An 11,547-nucleotide genomic window follows, 5' to 3' on the forward strand; every position below is an offset into this window, starting at 1 on the left:
GCCGTACGCGGGCAGTGCGGGCGGGGCGCCCGCAGCGCACCCGCAGGGCGCCGACGGCTGGCCCACGCCCCCGCCCGCACTGCCCGCGTACGGCGGCGGAGGCGGCGGCCCGGTCTGGGGCGCGCCCGCGCCCGAGCCGCAGCGTCCGCGCCGCCGCGGCGGCCTGATCGCCGCCGTCCTGGTGGCCGCGCTGGTCGCGGGTGGCGTCGGCGGCGCCATCGGCTACTGGGCGGCGGACCGCGAGGACGGCTCCGACGGGTCGACCACGGTCTCGGCGTCCGACACCCCCAAGGACTTCAAGCGCGAACCGGGCACGGTCGCGGCGGTCGCCGCCAAGGCGCTGCCGAGCGTCGTGACGATCGAGGCGCAGGGCGGTGACGGCGAGGGCGGCACCGGCACGGGCTTCGTCTACGACCGGGAAGGCCACATCGTCACCAACAACCACGTGGTGGCGTCGGCCGCCAACAGCGGCAAGCTGACGGCGACCTTCTCCAACGGCAAGAAGTACGACGCCGAGGTGGTCGGCCGCGCGCAGGGCTACGACGTGGCTGTCATCAAGCTCAAGAACGCCCCCTCCAACCTGGTCCCGCTCGCCCTCGGCAACTCCGACCAGGTCGCCGTGGGTGACTCGACGATCGCGATCGGCGCGCCCTTCGGTCTCTCCAACACGGTCACCACGGGCATCATCAGCGCCAAGAACCGCCCGGTGTCCTCCAGCGACGGCGCCAACTCCAAGGCGTCGTACATGAGCGCCCTGCAGACCGACGCCTCGATCAACCCGGGCAACTCGGGCGGCCCGCTGCTCGACGCGCGCGGTGCGGTCATCGGCATCAACTCGGCCATCCAGTCGGCCGGCAGCGGCGGTTTCGGCCAGTCGCAGGCGGGCTCCATCGGCCTGGGCTTCGCGATCCCGGTCAACCAGGCGAAGAACGTGGCGGAGCAGCTCATCAAGACGGGCAAGCCGGTCTACCCGGTGATCGGCGCGACCGTCGCCATGGACCAGAAGGGCCAGGGCGCCAAGATCTCCCCGCAGGCGTCCGGCGGCAGCGCGGCCGTGGTGGCCGGCGGCCCGGCCGACAAGGCGGGCCTCAAGCCCGGCGACGTCATCACCAAGTTCGGTGACACGGTGATCGACAGTGGCCCGACGCTGATCAGCGAGATCTGGACGCACAAGCCGGGCGACCAGGTCCAGCTCACGTACCAGCGCGACGGCAAGGAGGCGACGGTCACGGTCACCCTGGGCGAGCGCATGGGCGACAGCTGACCGCACCGCCAGCCGGGCCGAACTCGGCCCCGGTGACGGAGGCCTGTCCATCCCCCGGCAGGCCTCCGCACCACGATGACGCCTCCGCTAGGCTGTAGCAGCCCCGCCGCCGGTCGCTCCGGGACGGGGCGAGGGTGGGTTGCCCGAGCGGCCTAAGGGAACGGTCTTGAAAACCGTCGTGGCAGCGATGTCACCGTGGGTTCAAATCCCACACCCACCGCAGATGAACGGCCCCTGACCTGGTGTATCGGTCGGGGGCCGTTCTCGTGCGCGCTGTCCGCCAGACCCCGTGGTTCCCCGTCGGTTCCTGGTCGATCGGGCACGGGAGGGGCACGGCCTTTTGGCAGCAATGGAAGTCCGTAGGATGGCAGACGGGGCGGAGCTGTAGCGCAGAGGTAGTCGCGCGCGGTCTCCAAAATCGCGAGGACGCCGGTTCGAATCCGGCCGGTTCTGCCTTCCCACCTGTCCCAGCCCACCACTCTCCCTAGCTCCCATCCCGTCTGCCGTCGACCCACACGTCTGTGGAGCGGGCGTGGTTCAGGGCGTCCAGGTGGAGCGCGCCACTGTACGAACGACCTGGACGCCCTGGGCCGCGTCTGCTCGGCTCTGCCTGGGTCGACGGTGGACGGGATGGGAGCTTCCCACGCTCGCCACGATGTGCCCGCGGCCGGGAACGGCGCCCCCTCCATCCCGGAGTCGGCCGATCCCCCGCCGGAGGCATGTCCTTGATCCTTGCGGATCGTGCGGTGCTCTACTCAGGGGCCGTAGTTCGCTGCGGCCCCAGGGACCGGCCCCTGCGCCGAAGGCGTGTGGGGGCCGGGCCAAGGGGCCAGCCCGCGCCGTGCGCGGGCACTTGATGAGGTAGAGAAACTTGTAACAGCTCAGGCGCTCATGGGCTGAGGGCTAGCCGTCCGGTCGGTGAATCCGTGTACGGCTTCTCGGGTGAGGCGCTGGGCTAGCCATCCTGAGACGCGCGGGCCGCCGTTGACGGCACCGCCGTGGAGAACGGTCCGCACATGCTGGAACCCCTGCTCCAGGTAGTAGCGCTGTAGCGGCTTGTTGGATGTCCAAGCGTCGAGGCGAATCCACTTAGCGCCTGCTCGGTACGCCCGGTCGCCCGCCCAATCCAGCAGTCGCCCGCCCAAGTTTTGTCCCGCGTAGTCGCGAGAAACCGTCAGCTTGTTGACGAACAGCGACGGCTCCGTCAGTTCCTCCTCCGTCCACAGCCCCTCCTCTGCTTCAGGGGTAAGGGTGATGGTTCCGGCGGTTACCTCCCCATCCCGCAGCATGAAGACGGTGCCCTGTTCGATGGTCTTCAACAAGCGATCCGCGGGGTAGGGACGGCTCCACTGATCACTGCCAAGTCGGCTGATCCAAGCGGCGGCTTCCTGGCGGAAGGCCAGCAGATGGTCAAGATCCGCGGGCGTTGCATTGGCGATCTTCACTGGGATTCGTTCTCGTCTCGGCCGGAGAGGTCGCCGATCTGGTAGTTCATGCGGTTGAGATCGCCGCGCATGGTCGTGATCGTGCAGCGGATAGGCCGGTCGTGTGAGTAGCCCGTCCGGGTCCAGAGCAGGACGGGGATGCCCGCGCCGATCTCCAAGAGCCGAGCCTCTTCCGGAGTAGGCATGCGAGTCGCGATCTCATCCCTGTAGCCGATTTGCTCTATGCCGAGACTCGACAGGTAGCGTGTTGTGCCCTCTGCGATGTCACCCGGGTCTGCGAGACGCGGAGCCTCCGCGAGGAGCCAATCCGGGTAGTGGGTGGCCTGAGTAGACCAGGGCACGTCATCTACGAACCGGTGGCAGAACCGCAAGACGGAACGCGCACCTGTCTCGATCTTCAAGCGCTCGGCGATGTACTGAGGCGTGGTGGTCACCTCGACGCGAAAAGTCTGGTGAGGGCGCCGACCAGCGTTAGATACGTCCGTGGAGTACGCGTCACCGTTCTGCGGGAAGGTCAGATTCTCGAAGCGGGAAGCGTTCAGCTCGAACACCTCGTGCCTGCGTACCTCGTAGCCAAGCCCTTGACTCGACGAGATGAGCCCTTGGCCCACCAACAGGCCTAGACCGGACCTGACGGTGTTGCGCGATGCGTCAAATCTCGCTGCAAGCTCAGCCTCGGACGGCAGACGACAGCCGGGGCCATACGTGCCGTTGTCGATCTCGCGACGTAGCGCGTCGGCCACTTGTTGGTACTTCGGCTGCTTGCTCATGCCCCCATCATGACGCACTCGCTCAACTTGTTGGTACATGTTCGCGCGAAGTGCTTGACGCCTCACTCTCGGTGCCTCACTCTCTAGGTGTCAGCTTGTACCAACAAGTTGAGCAAGAGGTCCAAGAGGGCCATTCTGTGAGAGTGAGGGGACAGCTATGCCTTCCTTCAAGATCGACCTTCAGACCGCGGTGGTGTTCGTGGCGACCGCGCCGACGCCGAAGCTGGTGAACCAGAAGACGGGTGAGCGGGCGGTGGATCGCGAGACGAACGCGCCGCTGTCGACCGTGGGTCTGCTGGTCTCGGACGACGGGGAGGGCAACCTCTACCAGGTGACGGTCCCGGAGACGGGTCTCCCGGCGGACCTTGCGCCGGGGATGCTGGTCCGGGTGACCGGGCTGAAGGCCCGTGACTGGGAGAACGAGTTCAACGGCCAGAAGCGTCACGGCATCTCGTTCCGGGCGATCGCGATCACGACGGGGGTCTGATCATGTCTGGCCCGATCGTGTGGCTGGAGGCGTCGGGCGCCTTAGCGGCGGCTGGTGGCGTCGGCTATGCCAAGGTCCGTGCACCGCGGGCGTACTGGGCGGCGGTCGGCTTGCCGATGACCTGGGGCCGCTTCGTCCTTTCGTACCGGAACACGATGGATGTGTGCGGGCTGACGGTGCAGCCGTCCGGTCTGCGGGCGTTCATGGCGCGCCGGGTCGCCCGACACGAGGTCCGGCCGGTGGCCCCGAAGGTCCGCCGGGTGTGGGGAACGTCGACCGGTTTTCGGGTCACGCTTCGGCTGCCCGCCGGTCTGGAACCCGCGGACCTGGCCGCGGCTTCCGAGCGTCTGCGCCACGCGTGGGGCGTTCACGCGGTCCACGTCCGCCCGACCAAGCCGGGCTTCGTGGAGCTGCGGATGACCGGCTTCGACCTGTTGCGCCGGGTGCGGATGCCGAAGAAGTCGGCGCCCCGCGAGCTGATCGTGCCGGTCGCACTCCGGGACGACGGCACCGCCTACGTGCGGAACTACCGCGAGATCCCGCACGCGCTGACACTCGGCGCGAACCAGTCGGGGAAGTCCATGTACCAGCGCAACCTGATCAAGGGGCTGGCTCAACTTCCCGTCGCCCTGGTCGGGATCGACTGCAAGCGCGGGGTCGAGCAGTCCCGCTACGCCCCGCGGCTGTCCGCGCTCGCGACCACCCCGGACGATGCCGCCTCACTGATCGATGTGCTGGTGGCTGAGATGGAGGATCGCTTCGATCTGCTGGCCAAGCAGGGCGTCTCGGACCTGTGGGAGCTGCCTGAGTATCTGCGTCCGGCGCCGGTCGTGGTCCTGGTCGATGAAATCGCGGAACTGTTCCTGATCTCCTCCAAGAGGGATGAGGAGCGCCGCGAGCGCATCGTGACCGGCCTGATCCGGCTCGCTCAGCTCTCCCGCGCGGTCGGGATCTATCTGGAGATCTGCGGGCAGCGCTTCGGCTCGGAGCTGGGCAAGGGTGCCACCATGCTTCGGGCCCAGCTCACCGGCCGGGTGGTGCACCGGGTCAATGACAAGCAGACCGCGGAAATGGGGCTGAACGACGTGGCCCCGGAGTCCGTCCCGGCCGCTTGCACGATCCCTGCCGACCGTCCCGGCCAGGCTGTCGCCGCGGACGCGTCCGGCGGCTGGGGCCGCATCCGGACCCCGCTGACCTCGGTCGAGGACACCGTGGCCGCCTGCCGCGAGTTCGTCCATCTGATCCCGGATATCCCGGCCCTGGAGCCGTTCCGGCCGGTCGTGCCGCTTGATCCCACGCTGATCATCCCGCCCATGCCGAAGCAGGCTCCGGCAGCTTTCTGACCTGCTGCTCCATCCGGTTGGCGTGACCGTCTCGCGCCAGGTCCCTACCCCGCCCATGCCTGAAGCCGGAAGGAACGACCTCATGAGCGTCATCCCGTTCCCGCATCCCGACCCGATCCCGGAGCCGTACGACCCTCTGGAATCCGCCCTGCTGTCCGTACTGAACAACGCACCTGCCGACGGCGAGCCCGTCAAGTGCCCGGCCTGCAAGGGCTCCGGGGAGGTCTCCCGGAGCGTCCGGGTCGGCCGTAGGCACCGCGTCGTCGGCCAGCAGACCGGCCTCTGTCTGACCTGTCTCGGCTCCGGCAACGCGCCCACCGAATGAACCGCCGGGGCCGGGCGGCCGGACTCGACGGCCCGTCCCGCCCCCGGCTCAACGCCCGAAGGAGGCGAAGCGACGTGAACCGCTCGATCCGTCTGGACGCCGTACTCATCCAAGCGGTGATCGCCGGAGCCCTGTCCTTCTCCCACCTTAACGACCTGGCCGAATCAGCCGGACAATCCGGCTGGAAGGCGTGGGCCTACCCGATCAGCGTCGACCTGCTGCTTGTCGCGGCCTGGCGCCGCCTGCGGACCAACCGCCGTGACCGCGCGGCCTGGGCCTGGTTCCTGATCGCGTTATTCGCTTCGCTCGGCGCCAACATCGCGACCGCCGGTCTTCTCGATCTGGCTCACGTTCCGGCCTGGCTGCGCATCGTCGTTGCCGGATGGCCCGCGCTCGCCTTCCTCGGCGGCACGCTCCTCGTCCACACCCCCGCCGACACCAACCCCGACCCGGCGCCGACCGCGCCGAAACCTACCGAGGATGCGCCCGCGGTCGATCTGCACCGCGCTGACGACTTGGCGCCGGAACTCGACACGGCCCGCGAGTCCGCCGGACTGGCTCCGGAACTGCCCGCGGCTGACCTGGCCCCAGAGCCGGTGTGCGTCCCGGCGAACGTCCCGCCGGCACTCCTGGACCACGCCCGAAAGCTCGCCGACCACCACCGCGCGACCACCGGCACCCCGCTCCCGGTCGCCGACCTGCGGGCACAGCTCGGGCTCCCCGCACCGGTCGTCGACTCCATCGCCGCTCACCTCCAACTCGCCTGAAAGGAAGACCCGTCATGACCGCCTACCGGCGCTTCCGCAACGTCCGCCAGTTCGGCCCCGTGCAGGTCGCCACCTTCTACGACGGCCACGGCCGGGAACGCCACACGGCCGCCTGCACCGCACCGCGCTGCGACTTCTCCGCGGAGTACGACAACCGCTCCGCCGCCGAACTCGCCGCCCGCACCCACCGCTGCCCGGCTTAGGAGACGACATGGACGTTCCGCTCTGGCTCGCCGTGACCGTCGTCGGAGTCCTGGGCATCAAGCTCGCCCGGCCGCCGCTCTGGCTCGTGGTCCTGCTCCTGCTCGGCGGCTACCTCATCGCCCAAAGCTCCCTCGGCCCCACTGTCGGCTCCCTTCTCAACTGATCCTCACGGAAGGAGCACCACCCGTGTTAGTCCCGAAGATCCCTGTCAACGACCAGCCCACCGGGCAGGCCATCCCGTTCGGCACCGCCGTGGACGGTCACCAGCACGTCCCGGCAGCCTGCTCCTGCCAGCACCCGGCCCCCGCCCCGGCCACGACCACTCGGCCCACGGCGCAGCTCACCCCCGGTTCGATCGCGCTTCTCGTCGGCGGCGGCACCGCGGCCGTGCTGGTGGTGGGCGCCGTGCTGGTCTCCATGCTCCTCGCGGTCGCCATCACCGGGGCTTCTGTCGCCGTGTGCGCGCTCGTCGTCCGTTCCCTCATGAACAACAACCGCTGAAGGACTCGTCATGGGCCTGTTCAACCGCAAGCAGAACGACACCCCCGCCGACCCGGCCGCCGCCGAACTCGGCCGCGAATACGCCATCGCCAAGCGCCACGGTGACCGCAAGACCGTCCGCCGGATCACCCGCGAGCTCAGCAACGGCCACACGGACATCGACTCGTTCGAGGCCGGACAGCGCGGCTACGACTCCATCCCGCCCGCCTACTCGCGCCGCAACCGCCGCCGCTAACCGGCCCCCGGAGCGGCCTCTGTCGCCAAACTTCCGCCGCTCCGGGCGCCTTCCCACCTTCCAGATCCAACGGACCCGAAAGGGATGCCTCATCATGCCCCAGCACGCCCCGAACCGTCCGGTCTGCCGCCACTGCGACGGCTTCCCGACCGTCGCCATCACCACCGGCGACCGCCGCCGTGACGGCTCCCGCGTCCTCCTCCACACCGTCTGCCCCCTCTGCAAGGGCACGGGCCACGACCTCTCCGCGCGTGCCGACACCCGCGTTGGGGCGTGATCGCCATGGCCCTCCTGGACTGGAGCGACAAGAAGCACTACGACCCCACCGGCGACAAGCCGTGCGTCATCTGCACCAAGCCCACCCCGCTCCGCTCCGACCGCGGCAAGCCCGTCCACAAGGTGTGCGCGGAGGAATGGCTCATCCGCCACCCCATGACGGAGGCGGACGAATGACCGACACCGCCACCATGGCGGGCCTGGACCCGGCTACCCTCGCCGACGTGCTGAGGGTGGCCGGGGCTCCCGGCTTCGACCGCATCCAAGACCAGATCCGCCGCACCGGCGGCTGCTCCGACCCCATCCACCTCATGGGCTCCACAGTCACCCGCGACCGCAGCACCGGGCAGGTCCTGTACTCGTACGCGACCACCAGCGAGCCAGACGGACGGCTGCGCGTCGCCTGCGGGAACCGCCGCGCCTCTCGCTGCCCCTCCTGCGCCTGGACCTACGCGGGCGACACCTACCACCTGATCCGCGCCGGACTCGTCGGTGACCCCGACAAGGGCACCCCACATACGATCCGGGATCACCCCCGGGTCTTCGCCACCCTCACCGCCCCCTCCTTCGGCCCAGTCCACAACCGGCCCGGCACCCGGCCCTGCCGCTGCGGGACGTGGCACCGCGAGGATGCCCCCGAACTCGGGACCCCGCTCGATCCCGCGGTGTACGACTACGCGGGCGCGGTGCTGTGGAACAACCACGCCTCCGAGCTGTGGCGCTACTTCACGATTTACCTGCGCCGCGAGATCGCCGCCCGCGCTGGCCTCACCCAGAAGGAAGCCCGGGAAGAGTCCCGCGTCTCCTTCGGCAAGGTCGCTGAGTACCAAAAGCGTGGCGCGGTCCACTTCCACGCAGTGATCCGCTTCGACGGACCGGAAGGACCCGAGACCCCGCCTCCGTACTGGGCCACCGTTGATCTGCTCACCGACGCCATCCGCGCTGCCGCTGCCCGCGTCCACGTGGAAGTTCCCGGCACAGGCGATCACTCCGAGCGGGCGCTTTGCTGGGGTACTCAGATCGATGTGCGCCCGATCAAGGCGTTCGGGGACGCCAGCGAGATCACGGAACAGGCCGTGGCCTCGTACGTCGCGAAGTACGCCACCAAATCCGCCGAGATCTCCGGCGCCGCCGATACCCCCGTCCACTGCCGCGCATGCCGGGGCACCGGCCGCGCCCCGGTGTACGACCGCCCCGGTTCAGCGCTCAGCCAGTGCACCGCCTGCCGTGGCACCGGCTTAGGCGAAGACCTCACGCGCCTGGAGGTCTCCGACCACGCCCGGCGCCTGATGCAGGCCTGCGTCGACCTCCACGCGCACTACCCCGAACGGCAACTCGCGCGCTGGGCTCACATGCTCGGCTTCCGAGGCCACTTCTCCACCAAGTCCCGCCAGTACTCCACCACCCTGAGCGCACTGCGCCAGGTACGCGCCGACTACCGCGCCGCCCAGCACCGCGTCGCCCTCGGCCTCCCCGCCCCCGACGCGGTCCCGGAGGAGACGACGTTGACCCTTGCCCACTGGGCCTACGCCGGTCACGGCCACACTCCCGGCGAATCCTGGCTTGCCGCCAACATCCGCCGCGACATCGAGCAGAACCGCCAGACGGGCCGCGAGGAACGCGCTGTGCTGATGGTCGAAGGGGAGTGGTGACCATGGACCGGCTCCTCACCGTGCAACAGGTCGCCGACCGACTCGGTACGGGCGTTCGTTTCTCGCGTCGACTCATCGAGGAACGCCGGATCACCTTCGTGAAGATCGGGCGACACGTCCGCATCCCCGAGAGCGCCGTAGAGGCGTACGTCACCGCCCATACCGTGGAACCGGTCGTCCTCCGCCCGGAGAGCCTGAGGAGGGCTGCCTAATGGCTGGGAAGCGAAAGTCGCGTCGGAGCTTCGGCCGTATCCGCAAGCTCCCCTCAGGCCGCTTCCAAGCGCGCTACCCCGGGCCTGACGGCGTGCTCCGCCCCGCCGACCGCACGTTCGCCACCACGACGGACGCCGGGCGCTGGCTCGACAAGAAGCGCATCGAGATCGAAGAGGGCCGCTGGCTCGACCCTGCCGAAGGGCAGACGACCGTGCGCGACTGGTCGGCGCGCTGGCTTGCTGCGGTCGCCCCGCAGCTCAAGCACAAGACCCAAGCCTCGTACCGGTCGCTGATCAACTCACTGATCGAACCGGCGCTCGGCGACCGGGAGGTGTCGAGTCTGCGGCCGATCACGATCGCCGAATGGGTCGGCTCGATGAGGGCTAAGGGGCTCAGCGCGTCCCGTATCCGGCAGGCGTACCGAGTGCTCTCGCAGATCATGCGGTCCGCTGTCGACAACGACATGATCCCGGTGACGCCATGCCGTGGCGTGAAGCTCCCCCGGATGCCGCAGACCGAGCCGCACATCCTGACCCCGCTCGAAGCCTCCCGGGTGGTGCGGAGTGCGGCCAGGCCCCACGATCTGCTGATCGCCCTCCTTGCGTACGCGGGCCTGCGCGTTGGGGAAGCCTTCGCCCTCCGCCGCGCCGACATTGATGTGCCCGGCGGTTTCGTGCTCGTGGACGAGAACCTCGCCGAAGCGAACGGCAAGCTCGTCTTCGACACCCCGAAGTCCCATCAGAAGCGCCTCATCCGCATAGGCCCGACCCTCGCAAAGAAGATCGGCAAGTACCTGGAGACCCTTCCCGGTGGGGATGACGCGCTCCTGTTCACTACCCCCGCGGGCAAGCCGCTGCGCTACAACCAGTGGCGCAAGGCGTACTTCGACCCCGCCGTGTCCGCGGCCGGACTGACCGACGTGACCCCGCACGATCTCCGGGCCTCACATGGCACGTGGGTCGCCGACAAGTACGGTGTGATGACCGCTGCGCATCGCCTCGGGCACTCGAACGCGAGCGTCACGACTCGGCACTACGCCCGGCCGGTCGCCGGTCGTGACGATCAGGTGGCCGAAGCATCGGACTCCTGGCTGAGCGGGCACGATCATGAGCCGGGGGCACGTAGCGGGCACGACGACGATGACGACGGGTCCTCCGGGGCTCTCGTACCCGTCTGACCTGCTGTGGAGCGCCCTCCGTCCTTGATCGGCGAGAGATCTTGAAAACCGTCGTGGCAGCGATGTCACCGTGGGTTCAAATCCCACACCCACCGCGTGCGCGGGTCGTATGACCCGCCACCCCGTGAAAAAAGAGGTGCCCCGGAAATCCGGGGCACCTCTTTCTCGTTCCGGGGCGCCCCGTCAGGACACGTACGTACGTAACCGCCGCCGCGCCCCTCAGTACGCCGTCGTCAGCCGTGCCGCGGACGCGATCGTCGCCCGTGCCTCCCTCTCCGTGAGGCCGGTCCGGACCGCGGCGGTGGTGAGGCGGTCGGCCAGGGCGTCGCCGATGCCGTTCTCGTAGGCGCGGCAGGCCGCCCAGAAGAGGCGGGTGTTGCGCTGGCCCTCATGGGCGGCGAGGACGAACTGCACAAGTCCATGGCCCCGGTCCGTGCCGTGCGCCCGGTGATGATGGGCGCGCGCCGGGGGTGTGAGCAGATCGAGGAGTGCGCCGGGGCAGGGGGCGGGCGCCAGATGGGCCGTGCCCGGGGCGAGCCGGTAGACGCCGTGGCTGGTCAGCGAGCCGGGCCCCACCAGATAGCCGCCCGCGCCGCGCACATCGATGCCCGGCGCGAGTCGGCTCGCGGAGTTGGGGACGACCCGGTCGGGCGGGCCCGTCAGCCAGATGTGCCGTCCTCCGCTCGGCGTGATCACGACGACGGTCTCGGGGATCGTGAACAGGTGCCGAAGGGCCAGGTGTTGGAGGGCTGCGACGGACTCGGGCGGTGGGTCGGCGGTGAGCGGTGTGAAGGACGACGGCGGTGACGGCCGCACCGCCCCCGGGACGCGCTGGGGCGGGACCGCCGCCCCTCTGGTCGCCCCTACGCGCGCGTCCACGGCATCCCC

General features: G+C 69.4%; 17 protein-coding genes and 2 tRNA genes. 16 read left to right on the forward strand and 3 right to left on the reverse strand.

All coding sequences use genetic code 11. The features are described 5' to 3' along the window. The 3 genes from ACJA3G_RS17875 to ACJA3G_RS17885 form a co-directional block, all read left to right on the forward strand. A partial coding sequence (locus ACJA3G_RS17875) for a S1C family serine protease (RefSeq protein WP_406553994.1) occupies window positions 1-1,264 on the forward strand: 1,264 nt, incomplete at its 5' end. A 133-nt stretch (window positions 1,265-1,397) separates the two neighbouring features. After that, window positions 1,398-1,484 (forward strand) — tRNA-Ser (locus ACJA3G_RS17880). 158 nt (window positions 1,485-1,642) lie between these two features. After that, a tRNA-Trp gene (locus ACJA3G_RS17885) sits at window positions 1,643-1,717 on the forward strand. A gap of 428 nt (window positions 1,718-2,145) precedes the next feature. On the opposite strand, the gene ACJA3G_RS17890 is transcribed toward ACJA3G_RS17885, so the two are convergent. After that, the gene (locus tag ACJA3G_RS17890; protein WP_406553995.1) at window positions 2,146-2,709 is read right to left on the reverse strand and encodes a GNAT family N-acetyltransferase; all 564 of its coding nucleotides are present in this window, start codon (window positions 2,707-2,709) and stop codon (window positions 2,146-2,148) included. Continuing rightward, window positions 2,706-3,479, reverse strand: coding sequence for a GntR family transcriptional regulator (locus tag ACJA3G_RS17895; RefSeq protein WP_406553996.1), 774 nt, complete (start codon window positions 3,477-3,479; stop codon window positions 2,706-2,708). Before ACJA3G_RS17895 ends, ACJA3G_RS17890 begins: the two co-directional genes overlap by 4 nt. Before the next feature lie 157 nt (window positions 3,480-3,636). Between ACJA3G_RS17895 and ACJA3G_RS17900 the strand changes: the two genes are divergently transcribed. The 13 genes from ACJA3G_RS17900 to ACJA3G_RS17960 all read left to right on the forward strand — a co-directional run bounded on the left by ACJA3G_RS17900 (window position 3,637) and on the right by ACJA3G_RS17960 (window position 10,659). Next, entirely contained in the window at window positions 3,637-3,966 is a 330-nt protein-coding gene (locus ACJA3G_RS17900) for a hypothetical protein (RefSeq protein ID WP_406553997.1), read from the forward strand. A 2-nt stretch (window positions 3,967-3,968) separates the two neighbouring features. Then, complete coding sequence (locus ACJA3G_RS17905; RefSeq protein WP_406553998.1) at window positions 3,969-5,309, forward strand: FtsK/SpoIIIE domain-containing protein; 1,341 nt, start codon at window positions 3,969-3,971, stop codon at window positions 5,307-5,309. Between the two features lie 82 nt (window positions 5,310-5,391). Then, on the forward strand, window positions 5,392-5,634 hold the full coding sequence (locus ACJA3G_RS17910) for a hypothetical protein (protein ID WP_406554009.1): 243 nt from the start codon (window positions 5,392-5,394) through the stop codon (window positions 5,632-5,634). 74 nt (window positions 5,635-5,708) lie between these two features. Next, window positions 5,709-6,401 (forward strand): DUF2637 domain-containing protein, encoded by a 693-nt coding sequence (locus ACJA3G_RS17915; RefSeq protein ID WP_406553999.1) that lies wholly within the window; start codon window positions 5,709-5,711, stop codon window positions 6,399-6,401. Window positions 6,402-6,415: 14 nt separating this feature from the next. Further along, window positions 6,416-6,604 carry a mobile element transfer protein gene (locus tag ACJA3G_RS17920; RefSeq protein ID WP_406554000.1) on the forward strand — a complete coding sequence of 63 codons (189 nt, stop codon included), beginning with the start codon at window positions 6,416-6,418 and terminating at the stop codon, window positions 6,602-6,604. A gap of 8 nt (window positions 6,605-6,612) precedes the next feature. After that, window positions 6,613-6,768, forward strand: a complete 156-nt coding sequence (locus ACJA3G_RS17925) for a hypothetical protein (protein ID WP_406554001.1) — start codon at window positions 6,613-6,615, stop codon at window positions 6,766-6,768. 23 nt (window positions 6,769-6,791) lie between these two features. Next, complete coding sequence (locus ACJA3G_RS17930) at window positions 6,792-7,106, forward strand: SpdD-like protein (RefSeq protein WP_406554002.1); 315 nt, start codon at window positions 6,792-6,794, stop codon at window positions 7,104-7,106. 10 nt (window positions 7,107-7,116) lie between these two features. Then, on the forward strand, window positions 7,117-7,341 hold the full coding sequence (locus ACJA3G_RS17935) for a hypothetical protein (RefSeq protein WP_406554003.1): 225 nt from the start codon (window positions 7,117-7,119) through the stop codon (window positions 7,339-7,341). 94 nt (window positions 7,342-7,435) lie between these two features. Then, on the forward strand, window positions 7,436-7,618 hold the full coding sequence (locus ACJA3G_RS17940; protein WP_406554004.1) for a hypothetical protein: 183 nt from the start codon (window positions 7,436-7,438) through the stop codon (window positions 7,616-7,618). Further along, on the forward strand, window positions 7,615-7,794 hold the full coding sequence (locus ACJA3G_RS17945; RefSeq protein WP_406554010.1) for a hypothetical protein: 180 nt from the start codon (window positions 7,615-7,617) through the stop codon (window positions 7,792-7,794). The genes ACJA3G_RS17940 and ACJA3G_RS17945 overlap by 4 nt, the downstream gene beginning before the upstream one ends. Continuing rightward, on the forward strand, window positions 7,791-9,269 hold the full coding sequence (locus ACJA3G_RS17950; protein WP_406554005.1) for a replication initiator: 1,479 nt from the start codon (window positions 7,791-7,793) through the stop codon (window positions 9,267-9,269). The genes ACJA3G_RS17945 and ACJA3G_RS17950 overlap by 4 nt, the downstream gene beginning before the upstream one ends. A 2-nt stretch (window positions 9,270-9,271) precedes the next feature. Then, a complete protein-coding gene (locus tag ACJA3G_RS17955) occupies window positions 9,272-9,481 on the forward strand; it encodes an excisionase family DNA-binding protein (protein ID WP_406554006.1) in 210 nt (69 codons plus the stop codon). Beyond that, window positions 9,481-10,659, forward strand: coding sequence for a tyrosine-type recombinase/integrase (locus tag ACJA3G_RS17960; RefSeq protein WP_406554007.1), 1,179 nt, complete (start codon window positions 9,481-9,483; stop codon window positions 10,657-10,659). Before ACJA3G_RS17955 ends, ACJA3G_RS17960 begins: the two co-directional genes overlap by 1 nt. A 219-nt stretch (window positions 10,660-10,878) precedes the next feature. Here ACJA3G_RS17960 and ACJA3G_RS17965 read toward each other — a convergent pair. Further along, window positions 10,879-11,547: bifunctional DNA primase/polymerase (locus ACJA3G_RS17965; protein ID WP_406554008.1), on the reverse strand; the 669-nt coding region annotated here is incomplete at its 5' end.

The organism is Streptomyces sp. YS-3, assembly GCF_045257485.1.
Classification (GTDB): domain Bacteria; phylum Actinomycetota; class Actinomycetes; order Streptomycetales; family Streptomycetaceae; genus Streptomyces.